The sequence below is a fragment of the Pseudomonas cistanchae genome, from assembly GCF_054483635.1.
In genome coordinates, this window is record NZ_JBTLWN010000001.1 from 965,335 (window position 1) to 985,023 (window position 19,689).

Genomic DNA, 19,689 nt, shown 5'->3' on the forward strand with positions numbered 1-19,689 from the left:
CCTCTTCACTAGTAGCTCCTATGGCGCTCTAGCCATGGAAAATGCTGTTTCAACTATGGGGCGAAGATCCGCTTTGCCTTCGCTCGCATACCACTCATCGAGCGCCGCAGAAAAAGCGGTCATCACTACGCCGACGACAATTCGTGCTTTGAGCATGGGCAGCTTGTCTGCTCCTTCACGCTCGATAAGCGCATTTGCTAGCGCCTTCTCTCGTCCGGTTTGCTTCTCAAAGCTTCTGCCCTCTAGTGAGGGGTTCGTCTTCAACAGCCGGACCAAAGCAAAGGCCATGTCCGGGGACGCGTCATAGCGTTTAAGCAACGACGCTAAGGTCTCGCACACGGCACTCAGCGGCTTTTCCTTCTTTGGTCGGCCCTTCAGTTCTGCAACAAGTTCTGCGGTTTTTTCCTCGTACCAGGCGAAGACCAGGTCTTCCTTGGTGGCGAAATAACGGAAGAACGTGCGCTTAGCGATTCCTAAGGGCTCGACGATCTGTTCGATCGTTGTTTCGGCAAAACCCTGTTTCAGAAACAGTTCGAATCCGAATTGGTAGAGCTCTGCGCGCGTTGCTGCTTTCTGCTGCTCTCGCAAGCCTGCGATCTTTGCTGTCATGGTTTACGCTATCCAAATGTGGCACTTGGTGTCAAGCTGACATTTAGTGACATTTTATGTGGTGCTATCGAAAAGGCATTCATGGATTCTTCTAGGCATGCCCACGAGCGACCCAGGAGAGGGCTCTATGATAAGCGACCCCAAATTCGATGCGACATCGTGCAAGCAAGCGCCAGGTCTGTTTGCGCCTGTGATTGATCGGAATCGATGTGAGGGTAAAGGCGACTGTCTGAGGGTATGCCCAGCAGATGTTTTCTCACTGGGAACTCTGGACAAGGCAGAGCGAAGTAACCTGACCCTGGTAGGCAAAATAAAAGGCTTCGCCCACGGCTGGAAGCAGGCATTCACGCCGAATGTCCATGCTTGTGAGGCCTGCGGGCTTTGCGTCAGCGTATGTCCGGAAAAGGCGATCTCGCTCAAACGCAACGAACCAGGCCATCGAGGGGCTCAGCGATGAGAATCGGATCTCGAAAACCTACAGGCGAGCGACTCGAACGGATGCGCGCCTCGCCGCTTTGGGATGGTAAGGGTTTCCGCAATCAGCATCCGATACTGCCCGGGTTGCGCGACCCTAAGAGAATGATGCCTTCGATGAGCGAGTTTCTCAGTGGCCGTAAGCTAAGTGTTCCTGGTAAGCCTCTTCCAGCCATGAATCCGCTTGTGCATTGGACCAAGCCGGCCGTTTCAGGATTACGCGCAACCTGGCTTGGGCATTCGACTGTTCTGCTAGAGATGGATGGCATCCGTATATTGACGGATCCGGTGTGGGGGTTGAGAGCTTCACCGTCAAGTTTCATTGGACCAAAACGATTTCAGCCTGTACCCGCTGCCCTTGATGCTCTGCCCAGAGTCGATCTAGTAGTGATTTCCCATGATCACTATGACCATCTCGACTTCCCTACCATCCGCCAGCTGGCTAAGAGTGACGTCGCGTTTGTCACGCCTCTTGGCGTGGGTGCGCATCTTGAGGCTTGGGGCATTCAGCCTCAGCGCATCGTGGAGTTGGACTGGTGGCAGTCACATGCGGTCCCCAATACTGATCTGGTGGTGACTGCGACCCCCTCGCAACATTTCTCTGGACGAGGACTGACTGATCGTAATGCCACGCTTTGGTCATCCTTCGTTCTCCGTTCGCCGAGCGCCAGTGTGTTCTTCAGTGGCGACACGGGGCTCACCACCGAGTACCAATCCATTGGTGAGCTATTCGGTCCTTTCGACCTGGTAATGCTGGAAGTCGGAGCCTTTCATCCTGCGTGGGGGCATATGCACCTTGGACCGGAGAATGCACTCAAGGCTCATCAGCTTTTGGGGGGAGGAGCCTTGCTTCCCATTCATTGGGGGACCTTCAGCCTAGCGCCACATGCATGGGACCAGCCTATCGAGTTTTTGCTAAATGCGATTGTCCCGTTGAACTCCCGCCTGCTTTTACCTCGATTGGGAGAGCCGGTTGAGCCCGCACTTTGGTACTTCTCCGATGCGTGGTGGCGGGGCATTCACGATGCTGAGGCGGACTCTGTCGCCATAGAGCGTCGCTTGGGCAGGAGTGGGAGTTGGCGTCACGAATGAAATTCAAAAATTGGCCCATTGCCACTTCAAGGCAAACCCACAGAGGTCATTGCGGTGCCTGTAGGGGAGCAACCATGAAAACCTTCTATGTACTTACGCGTCATACCGCCGACGGCAGCAGAACAGTGGCAGAAATTTACTATTACGACGAAAACGGCGAAATGCAGATCGAGCTCAATGCCACAGTGGTTTGCGAAGGGCTGGCTGTTCGGGATGACGGCTGTGTGGATGCTTGGATTCAGATTGAGAAGAGAATTGCAGATCGTTTGACGAGCGCCGGCATACTTTTCGATGAGATTCAGTTTGATTAGCTACCAAGGGGCTGAGTGGTTGCGTATTGCCGGTAGCGGGCGCCGGAGATAGGCAGTAATCGGCTACTAGCCGCCACCGGGAAGTCGCAACAAGCCGTCGGACAGAACCTCAAAAAAGAGCCGCCAAAGCGGCGGCTGAATGGGCTGTTTCGGGGTTTCTTGCCGAGTTGATGGTCAGCGCAGCACCATCAAGTACGCACCGCAGGCAAGCGCTACTAACCCAGCCGGTATTGCTAACAGAGAGATACGATCAATCAGCTTCGATTGATGGATGACGTCAGCAAGATTTTCTTGCTCAGCAGAAGCTCGTCGCTTCAGAACTGGTATCAGGCAGAGCACATTCCCGATTACCGCAGCTGCTCCTGCGACAACCTTCAAGGCATAGATGCCATAGAATCGGTTTGGCTCAAAAAGCAGGATGCCGGTCACCAGCACCACAAAGAATGCAGGCATTTCAAAGAACAGATCGATCTTGCGGTGCAGTCTGGCGACCGTGAATCCCTGCCCGCGGCTAACCGCGCGACTCTGCTCAAGCAGGTACTCCACAGCGACCACGCCAAGCCAGAAAGCGACTGCAAAAAGGTGCAACTGAAGTAGGAGTTCATAGCGCATGGCTTTCCCCTCAGTCCCTTACCAGGCCAGGTGTTTTGGTCGGCTCATTAGCTTGGCGATCGGGATGATCGCGCTGCCGGAATCTACGCAGGCCTTCGCGGGTTTCTTCACGGTGGATAGAACGGTTGAAGCACTCCGCTTCGATGCGTAGCCCCTCTGCGAGGGGTTGCCCATAGCCCCGGACGGCTGCCTCTTTGTCCGAGCGCATTGCGGGTTGAGGAAGGGTGCAGAGGAACGCTGCCAACTCCAAGGCGCGCTCTAGCGACTTACCCTTAGGCACGATCTCGTTTGCCAACCCGATGCCGAGGGCCTCACTGGCAGGGATGACTTTTCCGGTGAGGATGAGCTCCATGGCCCTTCCCATGCCGACGATACGCGGCAGACGCTGGCTGCCACCATCAGCAAGGCCAATGTTCCAGCGGCGACAGGTCACGCCGAACGAGGCATGCTCTTCAACGATCCGCATGTCGGCGAAGCAGGCCCACTCCAATCCGCCGGCATAGGCGGCACCGTTGACGGCAGCAATCACCGGTTTGTAGATGTCAGTCCAGCGGCTTGGCCCCAAAATGCCAGGGCGCTCTCCTCGGTCATGAGCCGAGATTTCTTCCGCAGTAGAGGGCACCAGATCGAATCCCGCTTCGAGATCGCCCCCTGCACAGAAGGCCTTGTCGCCGGCGCCGGTGATGATGGCCACCAATGCGTCTTCATCGTCGCGAAAGCGTGACCAAGCCTCGATCAGTTCCAGGTGAGTGGTTGGGCCAATGCAGTTGCGCTTCTCGGGACGATTCAGTCGAATGACTCGAATCGGTCCACGGGCTTCGTACTCGATCTCGGTGAAGGCCATCTCGGCAATCCTTTTGTTGTTTTTGTGGATCGTTGCTTAGTGCCAGGTTACGCACTGCCCGATTGGGAAGCGCAGCCTGGGGTTGTACACCGCGCGCTCACCAGGAACCCCAACCGCCAGTAGCATGATCGGAATGGCCTCCTTGGGAATGGGCAAGACCTTCCTCAGGCGCTTCTCGTCAAAGCCCTCCATCGGACAGGTGCCATACCCATGACTCTGGAAGGCGAGCATCAAGCTCTGAGCGGCCAATGAGCTCGACTTAACAGCCCACAGCCGCATTTCTGCCAGACTGTTTGGCCCACGCATAACGGGTCGCTTGATCCCGGTCCACCCGATCAGAAGTCGCTTGAATAGACCTAACGCCCCCAGCAATCCCTGGTTGTACTGAAAGGGCGCAATGCTCATGTAGAAGCTCGCGATGCTTCTGGGCACGTCCTTTTCAGGCCAGTACTTCAGCACGTTGGTGCAGGCGGCCTTCCAGGTGTCAGGTCGTGCCAGCACTGCAATGATCAATGGAGCCTTGGCTGCGTTCTGGTTCAGGCAAACCGGTTGGAGTTGCTTCAGCAACTCTGGGGAGCGAACCACATGGAATGACCATGGCTGAAGGTTGCAGGAGCTAGGAGCCAAGACGGCCGTTTCTAGACACTCCTGAACTACCTGCTCAGGTACAGGTTCGCTGGTGAAGCGGCGTATCGCGCGGCGCGCCTCCATCAATGCCCGAAAGGCTTGCGCCGAATCAGTTGCGCGGTGCTTGGTGGCCTCCTGGCTCATATCGCCCCCGCCGTTCCAGAACGAAGCCGGGAAGCCGTATCTGGATTGACCACACGGAACCACTGCAGCATCTCATCCCATGTCGGCGTAGCTGATGCACGAAAGTAACCCATGTGGCCAATGGGATCACTCGCTGACTTGGGATGAAGATCGCGGGTCAGCAGCGCCGCATTGCGATAGCCCTTGATGAAGGCGTCGCGCGACACAGGTGGAGCCCAGGGATCATCGACTGCATTCGAGAACACACAAGGCATACGCACGTTGGCGTACAGCTGTGTTGTCGATGCCATGGATGGATCATCAAAGAAGTAGTGAGGGTGGGCGCACCAACGCTTCCAATCCTTGTAAACCCCCAGTGGAAGGTCGTCACCCATTCCCAGGAGACTCCAAGCCATGTAGCCCTTCCACGAAACGATCAAGGGAAGCAGGGACGCCCACAGCAGACGCACTTTCAGGGCCTCGAGTCGAGGCATCCACCCAGCCCAGCCGGCACCAGTGCCGTAGCAGTAAGCCGCGGTAATCTTGTGCTGGTTAGGCAGTAGGCCTAGAGCATGACCGCCAAACGAATGACCAACCCAGTAGAGAGGCAGATCATCTGCCATAAACTCAACGGCCGCGGCGAGATCCTGAAAGGCCCAGTCCAGATAGGACATCTCGAAGCCTTTCAGCGTTTTGGGCTTGGACTGCCCGACACCCCGGTAGTCGATGGTCAGAACATTGAATCCCTGCGCGCTGGCATGCTCTGCAAAGCGCTTGTAGAAGCGCTGCTGCACCCCCGTCGCACCGGCCACAATTAGGTTTCCCTTCAAGCTACCCAGACCGCTGTAGCGGGTGGCGGCCAGGCGATAGCCATCACTCGCGTAGAGAGTGATCTGCTCAACACAGCCAAGGCTCGCAGGTTTGCGACTCATCAAGTTTGCTCCTGTACTTCGCGCTCAATCAGGGCTTTGCGCAGAATTTTTCCAACGTTGCTTTTGGGTAGTTCGTCGCGAAAGACAATCCGCCTCGGACGCTTGTAGCTAACGAGATGCTTCTCGCAGTGGGACATGACATGCTGCTCGTCTAGGTAGGCTTGCCGGCGGACTACGTAGGCGATGGGGACTTCACCTGCTTTATCGTCACGAGCTGGCACGACCGCTGACTCGCTGATGCCGGGGTGCGCATTGAGGATGCGCTCGATCTCGGATGGAAAACCTTGAAGCCCGAGGAGATGATCATCTCCTTCTTCCTATCGACTATGCGCAGATAGCCATCAGCGTCGAAGAGACCGATGTCTCCAGTACGGAAGAAGCCGTCACCGGTGAAAGCCACGGCGTTCTCATCGTCACGTTGCCAGTAGCCAGCCATAATCGCCGGGCTACGAACGCATATCTCGCCATCGCCAATGGTGACTTCTGCACCGTTGTCGTCGCGCAGCGATATTTCGAGTCCTGCCACAGGCAAGCCGACCGAACCGGGCCGCGAACGCCCCACCGGATTGCAGGAAATCAGTCCGGTTTCGGTCATGCCGTACGCTTCGGTGATATGGCACCCAGTAACCTCATGCCAGCGATTAGCCGTGGCCTCGCTAACCGGCATACCAGCCCCGAGACATATGTCCAAAGACCCGAAATCCAGGCTCCTGAACGTGTCGTTCTCAAGCAGGGCGTTGTAGAGCGTGTTGACCCCTGGGAAGCTGCTGACCGAGTGGCGAGCCCATTCTTTAACGAAGGCAGCGGTGTCACGGGGATTCATGACTAATACCGCTTTGCCGCCTCTAGCCAGGGTGAAGAGGAGATTTCCCAGGCCCAGAATGTGATAGAGCGGCACGGCCAAGACCAGCACGTACTCATGCTCAGCCTTGCCGGCTAGGTGCATGCGCAACGCGGAATACTGCTGCGCCACGTTGTACAGCAGCGCGCCATGGGTGATCGGCACCCCCTTGGGCTGCCCCGTTGTGCCGCCGCTGTAGATCATGAATGCAGCGTGGTCAGTCTGAGGCTGTGGCCTCTTGAGAGGGTTGGCTTTGGTTGCAATGACCTTCTGCCAATCCACCGCATTTGAAACAGTGGTCACCTGGCCACCAAGGCGCCGCTTAGCTATCCAGTTAACCAGTGGCCGTTTCCAGCCCAACATGTCTCCGGGAGTGACGCGAACTGTAATGCTCACACCTGCCTCTTGTGCAGCCTCCTTAACGACGTGGCTCATGGGGTCAAAGAAGAAGACCGCGCGAACATCGCTGTCCCTGAAGATCTGAGCCAGTTCTTCCGCGGTGTATAGCGGGTTGACACAAACCGCTGTCAGGCCTGCTCGAATGATCCCCAGGCAGGCTACTGGGTGAGCCAGCATGTTCGGTAAAGCCACAGCGACTCGTGCGCCCGGCTGCAACCCTTGATCGATCAACCAGGTGGCAATGGCAGCACTGAAATTCTGTAGTGCCTCATAACTCACATCCACGCCCAGCGCAGATATGGCTGGAGCCCCTGGGCTCCTGGCAGCGCTGCGATGCAGCAACTCATCGATAGTCGCCACGCCGAAGTCGGGTAGCTCGTCGTTATCGTGCGTACTCACAATCCTCAGCCTTACCTTTTCTTTCTTGTTCTGGTGATTCATGGCGGGTTGCTCTGGCTAACCTGATGCGTAGATGAAGCGCGCTCAGAACGAGAGAGTCGGGATCGCCGGCTCCCTCACCTAGCAAGGCAGTCAGCGACCTTTGAAGGCAGGCTCGCGCTTCTGCATCATGGCCATCACGCCTTCACGGACGTCGTCGCTTTTGATGAGCGAGAACAGCAGCTCATTGAGCTTCGACAGAGCAGCATCGTCGCCCTCATCGCGTGCTTGGAAAGCTGATTGCAGAGTGGCTTTGATGGCCAGTGGGGCTGCCTTGGCAATGCGCTCCGCATACTCGATGGCGCGCGCCAGCTCCTGCCCCGGCTCAACCACCTCGGTCAGCAGGCGCATGTTCAGCGCCTCGGCCGCACCGAACTCCTCACCGGTCAGCATGTAGCGCATGGCATTGGTCCAGCCGGCGGCCTGGGTGAAGCGCACGGTCGAGCCGCCAGATGGCGGGATGCCGCGCAGCACTTCCAGGTGGGCAAAACGGGTGTTGCTGGCTGCGATAGCGATATCCGCGTTGAGCACGAGTTCGATACCGGCAGTCCAGCAGGTGCCTTGCACAGCAATGACAACCGGTTTGGTCCGGCGGGGCTTGGATACGCCCCAAGGGTCGATGCCATCTTCCGGGTACTTGAAGCCGCCAGAGGCCAGCTTAGGTGTCAGCTCCATCAGGTCGAGGCCGGCAGTGAAGTGCTCGCCATGAGCGAAGACCACTGCACAGCGCAGCTCTTCATTGCGCTCGAACTCACCCAGGGCCAACGCCAGGTCAGTCAGCATTGCGCTGTCGAACGCGTTACGTTTCCCGGCCCGGTCCAGGCCAACAAGGAACAGATGGCCGCGCTGCTCGCGGGTAACTCGACCTGGGCCGCTATTCGCTTCGCTCATGAATTCAATCTCCTGGCAGTGAGGGTATGCACCTGGTCAGACCGGGCACAGATAACTTACCGAATGTTCGGTTTGCAAACCGTAACCAAACAAACGGTAGGCGTCAAATTGAGCAACCACGGCTTATTGAGTATGATCAGCGTGAATTATCGAGAGCAGGATAGATCCGTGCGCCCATCAAAGATTTCCCGAGAGGAGCTGCTGCAGCGTTGCGCTAATACCTTCAAGCGCCTCGGCTATCACGGCACCACGATGGATGAGCTATCCCTGGCTTGCGGGCTTACCAAGGCCTCGTTCTATCACCACTACCCCAACAAAGACGCGCTGCTGAAAGACGTATTGGGGTGGACGCATCAGCGCCTGAAAGAAACCCTGTTTGCAGTCGCCTACAACGAAGCGATTCCGCCAGAGACTCGGCTTAGCAGCATGGGACAGAAGGCCAAGAAGCTCTTCCAGGACGATTCCATCGGCTGCCTGATGGGCGTGGTGGCGGTCGACGCGACTTATGGGCGGAAAGAGCTGATGGAGCCCATCCGGGCATTTCTGGACGACTGGATTGCCGCATTTGCCCGGCTGTTTGAAGCCTGCAACTTTGCCGACGCTGAGCAACAGGCTAAGCAGCTTGTCGCTGACTTCGAGGGGGCAATTTTGCTGGCCCGAATCTACAACGAGCCGGCCTACATCGACGCGGTGACCCAGCGAGCGATGAAGAGTCTCAGCGCAGCGAGTTAGGAAATTTCTCTCTCCAGAGACCGCTTCAATTCACTCCAGATCATATCCAGCGGATCAGCAGTGCGTGCTGCACGGCACAAGGCTACGGAACCCTCGATAGAGGCGATCACCATTAGGGCCAGACTACGGGCGCGCTCCTCAGGGACACCTGCACGCTGGAGGGACTGACTAACGATGTCTTGCCATTCGCCGAAGACATCGTGGGCCTGGTCGAGTAGCTGCTCCTGGATTCTGTTATCCAGCTCCGCATCAACAGCCCCTCTCTGCTCAGAGGAGTACTGCTCAACTGCAACCGCCAGGACTGCACAGCCTGCCTGATACTCGGTTTCCACCAGCATCTGCCGCCAGCGCCCGACAAAGCTTTCGAGCCCAATGACAGGCCCTTTGCTGTCGAGAAGCTCCCGCAGCGGTGTGCTGACCTCCAAGCCAGCATGAGTCACTGCCGCTTCGAGCAGCTCGGCCTTCCCGCCAGGGAAATGGTGAGCGATGGAGCCTCGAGGCGTTCCGGAGTGACGAACGACCTCTCGAACACTGGTCGCATGGACGCCGCGCCGACGTAGCAGATCTGCCGCTCCAAGAATCATTCGGTCACGAGTGGATTTGCTCATATTTGGATTATGCCATCTGTCATAATTCGGTGTAGCCTCAGCCTCGAACTATGCCATCTGTCATAGCGCTCTTCCACTCATCAGTCCGAGGTAATAACAAGATGAACACTCGACCCGTGCTGCCCACCCCAATCAACTCGGTCTCCCGCGCGTCGTTGGATACTCTCGAGGGTTGGCTTGCATACCCCCTGGGTGAGGATGTGATTGCAGGTCAGCCAGATACCAAGATGAAGCTACTCCGCACTGTCGGGGTGAAAACACCGCACAAGTCCGTGGCGTTCTTTACCTCGCAACCAGCGAAATTCCATTGGCGCTTCGACAACGATGAAGCCTTCGTCCTGATCGAAGGGAAAATTGCCATCACCATGGACGATGGCGTGCGCTACGAAATGGGCCCTGGTGACGCCATCTCGATCCCGGCCGGACGGACAGGGGTCTGCGAGGTATTCGAGTTCAGCCGCAAATTTACCGTGGTCACCAGCGGCACCTCGGACTGATCAGCGATATGTTGCGGATGCACAGGCAGCCAGTCTGCCTGTGCATCGCAGGAGCCTTTCAATGAGATACACGCCACAGCACAAGGCCGAGACCAGAGCGCGCCTTCTTCAGAGTGCTGCCAAGGCGGCGAAGCGATCTGGCCTAGCGGCAGCCAGTGTCGACAGCATCGCCCACGACGCGGGAATCAGCGGCGGTGGCATCTATCACCACTTTCCATCCAAACATGAACTCTTTGCTGCTGCGATTGCCCAGGATCTGGAGAGGAGTCTCTTAACTCGGTTGGCGCGCTCATCCGACCTCACGGTAGACAAAACTACTGAGGGGACTCGGCCAATACTTGACGGCAGAGCATGCAGATAACGTAGAAGGCGGATGCCCTGTACCTGCCCTGAGCGTTGACCTTGCCCGTGCCGATGCGTCCGTGAAGCAGAACTTTGAGCTCTGGATGAGCGAGCTGCATAGCGCATGGACTGTGGTGCTTGGAGATCCCTCACTTGCGTGGGGAGTTCTTTCCCAGTCTGTAGGTGCTCTGGTGATTGCCCGGATAATGGACTCTGATGGCGCTCGCCAGGATGTTCTTAGCGGTAACCTATCGAACCTGCGCGACAGGCTATGTCAGTAGAAAGGCGCCTACTAACGGCCGCCAGCGTGTGTACCTAACCTGACTAAGGATCCTTTAACGCAATGAATTTCCTTAAGTAGGTTAAACACATGTCGAGTGCCTGCTACTGGCCGCTTGTGGCCTGTCGTACAAGGAAGGTGTCGGCCAGAAGTAACTGGTCAGGGGTGACTACGAAATTAGGGGCGATTCCGTTGGTTTGGAATCCGCCTCAGCACTTCAAGGGCTATGCTGCCGGAGTTGCATGGAAACACGCGCTTCACGCCCAGCGCCAAGTCCAGCTGGTAGAGACAACTGTAGTGGTCTACTAATGCAAAAGCTCTACGATCGGCTAGGTTTGCCAAAAACTCATTACCGGATGCATCTAGCGCTGCTGGCCGGGCTTCCGGTTACGCTGGTTGCGGATTTGGCGCATGAACTGGGGCTGCGTCGCACACTTGTCGCAAGGTGGGTGGGAACATCGTTTCGACACTCCGTGATGTCTGCCCGGACAGGCGAGATGTTTTGTCGTCTAGTCGAGACCTTGGACGCCCTATTGGAACTTCATGGAGGAGATCTCGATGGCGCGCTCCGCTGGCTGACCTCACCGGTTCTGGTGCTAGCCTCCGAGCGGCCGATCGATCTACTCATTACTGAACCGGGCCGTAGGGCAGTACTGCAAGTGATTCTCGCGCTTGAGCACGGCTTGCCGGCTTAGGGGCTGACTGCTCTAGGGCGAGCTTTATAGGCGTTTATAGTCAAATATGGAGTCCTATTTTGGACGTCCGATTCGCTTCGCCCACTTTTGGCCGATTCCAGCCTTCATGTCCAGCAGCTGTCGGCCAGAAGCGGTTGTCGAGGGTCTAGAAAATCAGGGGCGATTCAGTTTGCCCTCTCCTAAACTGCTTTTACCGTCCACAGCTGATCCCACCTGGTGGTATAGCTCGGGCTCAGCATTTCGCGCTTCATCCCCCAAGCAGGCGCTAGCGGCACACCAGCCGGCCTCAGCGTGCCGCGCCCCCACTTGGCGTTGATCTCATCGAGCACGTCCATCACCTGCTCAGCCACCACGGGCTGGGTCGCGGCGAACATATCGTCAGTGAACTCACCGCGCTGGCGTAAATCCAGCAGCAGGATCTCGGCCTTGGCGTAGGCGAAGCCAGCCCGGAACAGATGATCAAGCCCGGCCACAGCCGCGCGAGTGATCAGCCGCGTATCGTCGGTCGGGTACGGCAGTTCGCAGACAATGCCCTTCGCATACTTCACCTCATCAGGGTTAAACATGCCCGTGCGGATGCTCACGCGCACCCGCTTGGCGAGGGAATGCTGAGCCCTCAGCTTTTCGCAGGCCCTGGCGGCGTAAGTGGCCACCGCCTGACGGATGGGCTCAATCTCATGCTGACGTTCACCGAATGCCCGGCTGCAGCAGATCTCCTGCTTGGCCGACGCCATGTCCTCCAGCTGCAAGCAGGGCGTGCCGCGCAGCTCGCGCACGGTCTTCTCGATCACTACGCTGAATTTTTCTCGCAGGGTCCACGGGTCTGCCTGCGATAACTCCCAGGCCGTATTAATTTTCATGCCCTGCAGGTGCGCGTCCATACGACGGCCAACACCCCACACATCCCCAACGGGCGTGATCTTCAGCAGCTTGTCGCGGCGCTCTGGGTCGCGAATATCGACCACCCCGCCAGTCTGGCGCTGCCACTTCTTCGCCGCATGGTTCGCCAGCTTGGCCAGCGTCTTGGTGCTAGCAATCCCCACCCCTGTGGGAATGCCAGTGCACAGCAGCACCTGGGCGCGGATCTCCCGGCCGAGTGCTTCCATTGAGCCTTGCATGCCAGTCAGATCGGCAAAGGCCTCATCGATGCTGTACACCTCCAGCGCCGGCACCATGCCTTCAATCACGCTCATTACGCGCTCGCTGATATCGCCATACAGCGCGTAGTTGCTGGAGAACACCGCAATGCCAAGCCGGCGAACGTCCCTCTTAATCTTGTGCCAGGGCGCGCCCATCTCTACGTGGGCCTTGGCTTCGGCTGAGCGGGCAATCACGCAGCCGTCATTGTTGCTCAGCACCACAATCGGGGTGCGCCGGAGGTCCGGCCTGAACACCCGCTCGCAGCTGGCGTAGAAGCTGTTGCAGTCGATCAGAGCAATGGTTGGCTCATGCATGGGGGGGTTGAAAGTGGACATTGGCTTTCACCACGCCCCAGGCCACCAGCTCATCCCCTTCCATGATGTAGCGCGGCGGGTACTTGGGGTTCTCTGACCGCAGCACGTACTGGTCATCCTGTTGGGTAAGCCGCTTCACGAAGGTTTCCCCGTTCAAGTCAGCGACGACGATCCGGCCTATCTTCTTCGTGATGGCCCTGCTCACTATCAAGATGTCCTCATCGAATATGCCGACGCCGGTCATGCTGTCGCCGGTCACGCGCACCAGGTACGTGTGCGGCGCATCGATATCCAGCAGCTCATCCAGGGACAGCTTCTGCTCCATGTGATCTAGCGCAGGGCTGGGGAAGCCAGCAGGAATGCGAGACGAATAAAAAGACAGCTCCGTGGTCGAGATACCAATGGGGCCGAGGATGATTGCGTTACCCATGCGATGCTGCCTAAATCAAAATACTGTATATAAATACACTATTCGCCATTTGAGCAGCGGTCAAACGAGAGCGACGGGAGGATGTATGTGCGGACGCTTTGTGCAGGCAGCGGCACCTGGTGCCTACGTGAAACCACTCAGCCTGCAGGGCGAGCTGTTCGGAGAGGTCAGCGATACGCAGATCGAGCGCTACAACGTCGCGCCGAGTACCGGCGTATGGGTGCTGACAAGTGAGGAAGGCGGCGCCAGGTCACAGACACTGCGCTGGGGATGGGAGCCGCATTGGGCAAAAGGTGGGAAGCCTCCGGCGATAAACGCCAGGGCTGAAACACTATGGACCAGTAAGTTTTGGGCGGCGGCCAGGCACCATCGGCTGATAGTCCCTGCCGACGGCTGGTATGAATGGGTGGCGGCCGAGGGCAAGCAACCCTACTTCCTCCATGCTGCCGACAAGGCACCGCTGTATTTTGCAGCTGTCGGGCTGTTCCCCACGCAGACCCGAGCGGAGCAGGATGACGACGGCTTTGCCATCGTGACAGGCGCTGCAAGCGGAGGCCTATTAGATATTCACGACCGTTGCCCACTTGCTCTGTCAACAGCTGTTGCGGCGGAGTGGCTGGACAACGCCACCCCGGCAGAACGGATTGAAGAGATCGTGGCGCTGGCCGGCCTGCCAGCAGATGCGTTCACCTGGTTCCGCGTGGGCAGGTCCGTGGGCAATGTGAAGAACCAGGGCCAAGCCCTTATTGCTGCAATTGTTTGAACGAAGCGACTGTGCTTGGCGCACTCCATTTGAACAAACGTTCTGGGTACCTATGGGATAGAACCCGTACGACGCCCCAGATCATTAACTCGTCCCCCTTCCCGAACGTAGCGCGGAGCATGGTCCGAGTGCTCGAATTTCAGCGCGTAGCTGCCATGAGTTTTTCCAGGTATAAGTTTCTTAACACCGGATCAGGTCTTCTTTTGAAGCTGTGAAACCGGCTGCTCCAACATCGATTGCGTTAGCCCGTGCATATCCGCATTGGCTTGCCAGATCAAAAAACGGCGATACATATCTCGAGCAGCAGCTGAAAGCTTCTGATTTTTCTCTGTCAGTTCCTCAATGCGCTCGTTGGCTGCCTGAATATCGCTAATCCAGCCCGGCTTCAGCTTCTGAGCCTTCAATCCCGCCTTGGCATTCTTCATTGCTAAATCCACGGCAGGTAGATTCATCAGGGACTGGCGAGCACGACTGATACCCAGTTTTTCTTTGCAGGCCTCAACGAGCAAAGGCCAGGTCAGCTTCGGCTCTGACCATTCCTCAATCAGCTTAATGATGCGTTTCTCATCCTTTGGCGTTAAATGCCCCATCGTTACCCCTCGATCTCATCTAGCAAAACCAAGACGTCATCCAACGATGGCAACGCCTCTTGCGCCTGGTTATCTTCAATGAATTTGACTTCGATCAGCCCCGACATTGCGGCGGCGTTCTTGGTCAGCGTCCAACCGTTATCGGCGTTCCACACGATGGCACCGTTTTCGAGTTCGGGGTTTTCCAGCGTATGGATGAGTGCCTCACACTTAAAGAGCTTCTCACCCAGTTTTTTGGCCGACTCCGATGCCCCAAACACGCCCAGAGACTGCGCATTCAGGGCTTTATCGAGACGACGTTTAAGGTCGTCGCATTCTTCCTTAAGGTTGCTCAGCTTTACGTCATCCCCTTTGACGCAACCGAGCCGCCCGCAGTCCAAACAGGCACCCATTTTCGGGCAGGGCTCGGAAGCAAAGTTGTGCACACAAACGCCGTAAGGGGTTAGATGGATAATGCGGTCCTGCTCACCCTCGCGCAGTTCCATCACATCAACCAGGCTTAGCGGCTGATTGGTTTTGATTTTGTCCAGACGCTGAGCAGCGGTGCTGTGCTTCGTTTGTGGGTGGTAATCCGCAACCCTTTGGGTGCGTTCCTCTACGGTTTCATGGTTGTAGACCGACCCCAACGTCGTGCGCCCGGAGAAGGCGTCAATCAGGAGCTGCGACAGGCCCGCCCGGTGCATCTGCGTGTTCAATTCGTGCCGAAACGCATGCGTGTTGACCGTGACGCCGGGGTAGCCATAGCGCTCGAACAGGTTTTTCCTTGTCGGATTTTTCGAACCGCCTAATTGCGCAGTCATTCGGCTAGGGTTCGCCGCGATCTCCACGCCAAACCCGTGTGTCACAGTAGTGCCACCGGCGTCTTCAGCCAGCGCTCCCGTGCGCACGGTGAACAACGCATCACGGTACTTCACCCGAGCTTTGCCCTCCGTATACGGCGTGGTGTATGGAAAATCCTTTGGAAGATACTTCTCCCGCAACAGTACATTGAGCTTGCGCAGCGTGATCACACACCGGTCGTCAAATTCAAAGCTCTCTATCCTGCCCTTAACATATATGCGCTTCCCTGCGCTGGAGTCCCACCCGTCTCGGATCTCGGCCAATAGGGCTCGGGCGACGGGGCTGAGCGCCATTTGCTTCTCCATGCATATCAGGACTTTTTGATTGAATCTCCTTCGCGGGCCGTCACCAACGCTGAGTTTCAGCGCGGCACAGACTTCTGCGTAGGTTAGCGGTTCATCAGGCCCCTTGGATGGCAGTCCTTCATGGGGCGGAAACTCATCGGGATGATCCTCCAGCCAGGCGGCGTAAGCCCGCGCCTCATCGGTGATCGGTTTCAGTAACGTGATGGCCCGCTCGACGACCGGCTCCATCTCAGGCGCAATGACGGGCTTCAGCGTTACCTGGTTTTTCTTTTCCGCGTACCAGCGCAAGAACATGCGCTTGTTGCCTTGGGTAGCCTCTTTAAATATTAGGCAAGCCAATTCGACATCGGCCAATTCACCCACGCGACTAGGTGCACTCAGCAACAGCGCACAGGCGGATGTCACAACGATATCGAGGGGGCGGGTCAATTCGTTATTGAAAACTTCCCCGAGGGCCTTGATCGCTTCAGGGTTGGGTAGCTTATGTTCCCGGTCCGCTTTTTGCTTCTTGAGCGTGCCACTCGGCCTCGGCGTCAGCGGAGAGGTCCACCGGAAATCCGACTTGAACAGTTTTTTGGCCCGCACCAATGTGACGACGGCCTCAAGTGCCTTACCGTATCTGTATGCGGTATCGCCTTTTGTCCAGTGACGGTTCATGTGGTCGCACGCTTTATTACAGATAGCGGCGGACACTTGCGTCACATCCCGCGTGCCGGTCAGCTCGAACAGGGCGACTTCCAGCGCCTTCAGGGCGGACAGCCAGTCATCGATGGCCTTTTTCTGCAAATACACCCTTCGGTACACCGCTATGGCCTTGGCAAACTCCGTGAAGGGTGCCTGCATCGCCTTTGGGGCAGCTATGGTCGATCCCAGCGCAGTGAAGCTACAGGATTGGACGCCATGCGAGTGCCAACTGTCGTCTTCCCAGCGAATACTCGCGTGCACTCGATTGGGAATACCTTTGGGTAGGGTCTGTTTTGCCCATTCGATAAACGCCGTGAGCTGAGCCTCCGCAGCCAGTTGGCTCCTGGGCTTAAAATCGACGATGTTGTTCGTCGGCTCAGAATCAAACGCTTCGGTCATTCTTCTGTCCTCCCAGAGCCCGATGATCGGCGCTTGGCCTCACAATCCAGAATCACCTTGCGGCAAGCCAAAATGGCCCGATCCCAGAGCACGCCGGTGGTTTTGTCCGTGGCAATGGTTTGCTCCCGACGACGTTCCAATCTCTCAAGGACCGAACTGTGGTCCGCGTCCAGAAGTGCCTGAAACTTTCCGCAGGCGTAACAGGTAAACGGCGCATCGAGATGGCAGGCGGCATCGGCACCACACACTGCCAAATCCTCGATTTGTCGATCCGCTAGTTCCCCGTTTTTCGCTGAGGTGCGATCTGTGACGATGATCCCGGTGAACGCATTCACAACCAAGGCAAGATGGTCGGTCATCTTCGCGTCGATCAACGCCAGCAACTCTGCCGACACCTGTCTGTACTTTCGCACTGTCTGAGTACCCTTGTGCATCAATGCGCGGGCCATCGCCCACTCACTCATCCCCGCATTGGACAGGTCCGTGCCGAGGGTGTGCCTGAACCGGTGACCCCGCGTCACAATCAGCGGCTGATGGGTGCGAGGCGAAGTCGGAAAGCCCTCCATCCGCCCGATGCGCTCAAGCCAAGAATTGATCGTTGTTTTTCCGGTATGAAAGATCGCCTGCGGCGCGTCTTCGAGGCTTTTTTGAAGGGGGCTATCGAGCAATACAGGGGGATTGCGCATCTCCGAATATTCTGCTTTATCCAGCTTCCGACGAAAGAGGGGCACATTCTCAATGGCTGCATTCCAGTCGGCACCGTCTGGATACGTTTGCCAGAGTTGCGCCAGAACCATTGCCTTGTATGCCTTCACCACGCTGTAGAGGTCATCATCCAGACTGAATGTTTCGAACTTTACTCGCCAACCTCCCTCGTCCCATCTTTGCTTTGCCCAGGGCATCCTGACCTCGCCCTTCGTGAAATCACCAAAAACCAGCGCTCGCGCCTGAGTGCCTCGCGGCCCATAAATCATCAACAAGCGCAGGTAAAGGTACTGCTCGGGATCTAACTGACCGTGACAAAACTGCTCATGTATCCATTGGTACAGACCGTCCTGCTCCACCTGCGTGAACGGGCCTTCCTCGGGGTCCAGGCTGAGGATCACATCGTGGCTGGATTTCTTATTCCTAGGCAGTGCCTGGTAGGCATCGATAAGGGCTTGCGACGGGCGCTGTTCGAGGGATTCGCAGTCGTGCCAAAACGCCATGAAAGAGGCAATGACACTAAACTCCGAACGGTTAAAGCGCTCCCGCAGATCGATCAGGTGATCCTCGTTGAGCGGGTCAAGCCCGGCTTGTGCAGCCCGCGACAACCCACTGGCGGCGCTAGCAACCGTGCCCGCTGCCATATCGGCCATTCGGTACGCCAGGGCGGCGTGCAACCAAGGCTGCCAATCTAGCGAGACGCAGGCAACAGCCGCTTTCCAGTTGACTGAATGATTAGCCGATTGATCCGGTTTCCACATCGGTTCGGCGGGTGTGAACACCTTCCCACATTTCGCTAGGCGAGGCGTGTTCAGCCACGCATCTAGGGTGATCTTCGTGGGTGCCTGAAGTGCTTCGACGGCAATGTTCACTCTGAACCTCCTTGTGTCGTGCCGGCCTTCTGACGGTTGGCCTTAAACCGCTCGGCCCGTTTCTGTATCGCTTTGTCTGCCTCTTCCTTCCAGAATTTCGCGCCGTAGCGGCCGGGCATGTCCGAATCGGGACTCCAGCCGAACATGTATGTCAGGGTCTTTTGAACTTGCGTGGTGCGATCCTCCGGCGTGAACGTTGCCAGTTCCTCACGCATGCTTTCCAGCATCGTGTAGACCGCGTCATGCCTCAGAATATGCGGGTGCACATGAGCCAGTTCCGGTGCTATTTCTCGGACCCTGGGCAGAACGCCATCCACAGCTTTGATGGTCAGAGGTCCGCCCTCATTTCGCTTGTGCGCCACCAGCAAAAACGGATGTCTTCTCGCTTGCGATGCGCCGCTACGGGGCTTTCTGTGGCGATATTTCGATTCGTACTCAGTGATTGCGTCATACAGGTCGTCAGTCATCACCAGCATGCGCTCGTGGGTTTTGAATTGCGGGGCCATCGTTCGTGGATCGAGGCTCTCATCCTCCAGGTTGACCACCGCTAGTTGACGACTGTGCCAGTGAATATCGCTGGTCTTGATCAGCAGCATCTCGGAGCGTCGCAGCCCCATGTCGAGACCCAACAGCAAAATGATGTAGTTACGCAGCCTGATGGCTTCATCTGAAAAGGGGTTCTCGGCGCTATCCGGATGCATTATTTCCAGCAAGCGAGTTCGCTCCTGACTCGTAAGCCCCTTCATTTCGTCCGTTCGCGTTTTTTTCCACGCAGGGCTGGCCGCTTTGATCTTGCGGTTGATGCGCTTCTTCACATCGTCAACCGCCTCATATCGTGTTGAGTGATCACCCAACTTGTCATAGAGGAAGGACAGGTAGTCGCGTACCGCCTCGATTCGCTGCCGCGCATGGACTTTGCCAACGGAGATGTAGGCAGTCGGATGCAAATGCATCCCCGCATACTTCATGGCCAGTGTTTCCTTGCTAAACCCCGCATCCGACACAAACCTAGAAAGCTCACTGTCTGTCAGGTATTGGCTGTGAGGGCGTTGTTCGAGGTGAGAAATCAAATCAATGGAGGAAAAGTCCAGAAACTGCTCAAGCACAACCAGATGCTCTAGGTACTTCTTTGTTGTTTCCAGTGCTCTGCCCGAGTGCTCCATGGTTATGTAGAGGTTGGGGTAGTAAACCGGGATGTAGTCTTGCACCAGCAGCTTTCTACGAGCACCATTCACCACCTGCTCTATGACCTGGAAACCCATATTGCTCCCTCATAAAAAATAACTTTTATAAGTATAGT

At 56.9% G+C, this 19,689-nt stretch carries 23 protein-coding genes; 8 read left to right on the plus strand and 15 right to left on the minus strand.

The window, feature by feature from the left end; all coding sequences use genetic code 11:
- Positions 1-18: 18 nt before the first annotated feature.
- Positions 19-609, minus strand: coding sequence for a TetR family transcriptional regulator (locus tag ACX0MV_RS04370; protein WP_458981263.1), 591 nt, complete (start codon positions 607-609; stop codon positions 19-21).
- Positions 610-736: 127 nt separating this feature from the next.
- Here ACX0MV_RS04370 and ACX0MV_RS04375 point away from each other — a divergent pair, with 127 nt between their 5' ends.
- The 3 genes from ACX0MV_RS04375 to ACX0MV_RS04385 all read left to right on the plus strand — a co-directional run bounded on the left by ACX0MV_RS04375 (position 737) and on the right by ACX0MV_RS04385 (position 2,486).
- Positions 737-1,066 (plus strand): ATP-binding protein, encoded by a 330-nt coding sequence (locus ACX0MV_RS04375; protein ID WP_458981264.1) that lies wholly within the window; start codon positions 737-739, stop codon positions 1,064-1,066.
- A gap of 134 nt (positions 1,067-1,200) precedes the next feature.
- A complete protein-coding gene (locus ACX0MV_RS04380; protein ID WP_458981265.1) occupies positions 1,201-2,175 on the plus strand; it encodes an MBL fold metallo-hydrolase in 975 nt (324 codons plus the stop codon).
- 74 nt (positions 2,176-2,249) lie between these two features.
- Positions 2,250-2,486, plus strand: coding sequence for a hypothetical protein (locus ACX0MV_RS04385; protein ID WP_458981266.1), 237 nt, complete (start codon positions 2,250-2,252; stop codon positions 2,484-2,486).
- Positions 2,487-2,660: 174 nt separating this feature from the next.
- On the opposite strand, the gene ACX0MV_RS04390 is transcribed toward ACX0MV_RS04385, so the two are convergent.
- The 7 genes from ACX0MV_RS04390 to ACX0MV_RS04420 all read right to left on the minus strand — a co-directional run bounded on the left by ACX0MV_RS04390 (position 2,661) and on the right by ACX0MV_RS04420 (position 8,193).
- A complete protein-coding gene (locus tag ACX0MV_RS04390) occupies positions 2,661-3,098 on the minus strand; it encodes a hypothetical protein (protein WP_458981267.1) in 438 nt (145 codons plus the stop codon).
- A gap of 10 nt (positions 3,099-3,108) precedes the next feature.
- Entirely contained in the window at positions 3,109-3,942 is an 834-nt protein-coding gene (locus ACX0MV_RS04395) for an enoyl-CoA hydratase-related protein (RefSeq protein ID WP_458981268.1), read from the minus strand.
- Positions 3,943-3,978: 36 nt separating this feature from the next.
- Positions 3,979-4,713, minus strand: coding sequence for a nitroreductase family protein (locus tag ACX0MV_RS04400; protein ID WP_458981269.1), 735 nt, complete (start codon positions 4,711-4,713; stop codon positions 3,979-3,981).
- Positions 4,710-5,624, minus strand: a complete 915-nt coding sequence (locus ACX0MV_RS04405) for an alpha/beta hydrolase family protein (protein WP_458981270.1) — start codon at positions 5,622-5,624, stop codon at positions 4,710-4,712. Before ACX0MV_RS04405 ends, ACX0MV_RS04400 begins: the two co-directional genes overlap by 4 nt.
- Positions 5,624-5,845 carry an AMP-binding enzyme gene (locus ACX0MV_RS04410; protein WP_458981271.1) on the minus strand — a complete coding sequence of 74 codons (222 nt, stop codon included), beginning with the start codon at positions 5,843-5,845 and terminating at the stop codon, positions 5,624-5,626. The genes ACX0MV_RS04405 and ACX0MV_RS04410 overlap by 1 nt, the downstream gene beginning before the upstream one ends.
- Positions 5,797-7,305, minus strand: a complete 1,509-nt coding sequence (locus tag ACX0MV_RS04415) for an AMP-binding protein (protein ID WP_458981272.1) — start codon at positions 7,303-7,305, stop codon at positions 5,797-5,799. Before ACX0MV_RS04415 ends, ACX0MV_RS04410 begins: the two co-directional genes overlap by 49 nt.
- A gap of 90 nt (positions 7,306-7,395) precedes the next feature.
- On the minus strand, positions 7,396-8,193 hold the full coding sequence (locus ACX0MV_RS04420; protein ID WP_458981273.1) for a crotonase/enoyl-CoA hydratase family protein: 798 nt from the start codon (positions 8,191-8,193) through the stop codon (positions 7,396-7,398).
- Positions 8,194-8,361: 168 nt separating this feature from the next.
- Between ACX0MV_RS04420 and ACX0MV_RS04425 the strand changes: the two genes are divergently transcribed.
- Positions 8,362-8,925 (plus strand): TetR/AcrR family transcriptional regulator, encoded by a 564-nt coding sequence (locus ACX0MV_RS04425; protein ID WP_458981755.1) that lies wholly within the window; start codon positions 8,362-8,364, stop codon positions 8,923-8,925.
- Here the strand turns inward: ACX0MV_RS04425 and ACX0MV_RS04430 are convergent.
- Positions 8,922-9,533 (minus strand): TetR/AcrR family transcriptional regulator, encoded by a 612-nt coding sequence (locus ACX0MV_RS04430; RefSeq protein ID WP_458981274.1) that lies wholly within the window; start codon positions 9,531-9,533, stop codon positions 8,922-8,924. The genes ACX0MV_RS04425 and ACX0MV_RS04430 overlap by 4 nt on opposite strands.
- 227 nt (positions 9,534-9,760) lie before the next feature.
- Between ACX0MV_RS04430 and ACX0MV_RS04435 the strand changes: the two genes are divergently transcribed.
- From ACX0MV_RS04435 to ACX0MV_RS04445, 3 genes are all read left to right on the plus strand, one after another.
- Complete coding sequence (locus ACX0MV_RS04435) at positions 9,761-10,030, plus strand: cupin domain-containing protein (protein ID WP_458981275.1); 270 nt, start codon at positions 9,761-9,763, stop codon at positions 10,028-10,030.
- A 61-nt stretch (positions 10,031-10,091) separates the two neighbouring features.
- Positions 10,092-10,391 (plus strand): TetR/AcrR family transcriptional regulator, encoded by a 300-nt coding sequence (locus ACX0MV_RS04440; protein ID WP_458981276.1) that lies wholly within the window; start codon positions 10,092-10,094, stop codon positions 10,389-10,391.
- 758 nt (positions 10,392-11,149) lie between these two features.
- The gene (locus ACX0MV_RS04445; RefSeq protein ID WP_458981756.1) at positions 11,150-11,347 is read left to right on the plus strand and encodes an antitoxin Xre/MbcA/ParS toxin-binding domain-containing protein; all 198 of its coding nucleotides are present in this window, start codon (positions 11,150-11,152) and stop codon (positions 11,345-11,347) included.
- A gap of 179 nt (positions 11,348-11,526) precedes the next feature.
- Here ACX0MV_RS04445 and umuC read toward each other — a convergent pair whose 3' ends face one another.
- Positions 11,527-12,801: a translesion error-prone DNA polymerase V subunit UmuC gene (gene umuC / locus ACX0MV_RS04450; RefSeq protein ID WP_458981757.1), complete on the minus strand. Its 1,275-nt coding sequence runs from the start codon at positions 12,799-12,801 to the stop codon at positions 11,527-11,529.
- Positions 12,794-13,231, minus strand: coding sequence for a LexA family protein (locus tag ACX0MV_RS04455; RefSeq protein ID WP_458981277.1), 438 nt, complete (start codon positions 13,229-13,231; stop codon positions 12,794-12,796). The genes umuC and ACX0MV_RS04455 overlap by 8 nt, the downstream gene beginning before the upstream one ends.
- A gap of 85 nt (positions 13,232-13,316) precedes the next feature.
- Here ACX0MV_RS04455 and ACX0MV_RS04460 point away from each other — a divergent pair, with 85 nt between their 5' ends.
- On the plus strand, positions 13,317-13,994 hold the full coding sequence (locus ACX0MV_RS04460) for an SOS response-associated peptidase (protein ID WP_458981278.1): 678 nt from the start codon (positions 13,317-13,319) through the stop codon (positions 13,992-13,994).
- 191 nt (positions 13,995-14,185) lie between these two features.
- On the opposite strand, the gene ACX0MV_RS04465 is transcribed toward ACX0MV_RS04460, so the two are convergent.
- From ACX0MV_RS04465 to ACX0MV_RS04480, 4 genes are read right to left on the minus strand one after another with little or no spacing between them, the layout of a single operon-like run.
- Positions 14,186-14,584: a hypothetical protein gene (locus ACX0MV_RS04465; protein WP_458981279.1), complete on the minus strand. Its 399-nt coding sequence runs from the start codon at positions 14,582-14,584 to the stop codon at positions 14,186-14,188.
- Between the two features lie 2 nt (positions 14,585-14,586).
- A complete protein-coding gene (locus tag ACX0MV_RS04470) occupies positions 14,587-16,812 on the minus strand; it encodes a hypothetical protein (RefSeq protein WP_458981280.1) in 2,226 nt (741 codons plus the stop codon).
- Positions 16,809-18,389: a site-specific integrase gene (locus ACX0MV_RS04475; protein ID WP_458981281.1), complete on the minus strand. Its 1,581-nt coding sequence runs from the start codon at positions 18,387-18,389 to the stop codon at positions 16,809-16,811. Before ACX0MV_RS04475 ends, ACX0MV_RS04470 begins: the two co-directional genes overlap by 4 nt.
- The gene (locus ACX0MV_RS04480; RefSeq protein WP_458981282.1) at positions 18,386-19,651 is read right to left on the minus strand and encodes a site-specific integrase; all 1,266 of its coding nucleotides are present in this window, start codon (positions 19,649-19,651) and stop codon (positions 18,386-18,388) included. The genes ACX0MV_RS04475 and ACX0MV_RS04480 overlap by 4 nt, the downstream gene beginning before the upstream one ends.
- Positions 19,652-19,689 lie beyond the last annotated feature (38 nt).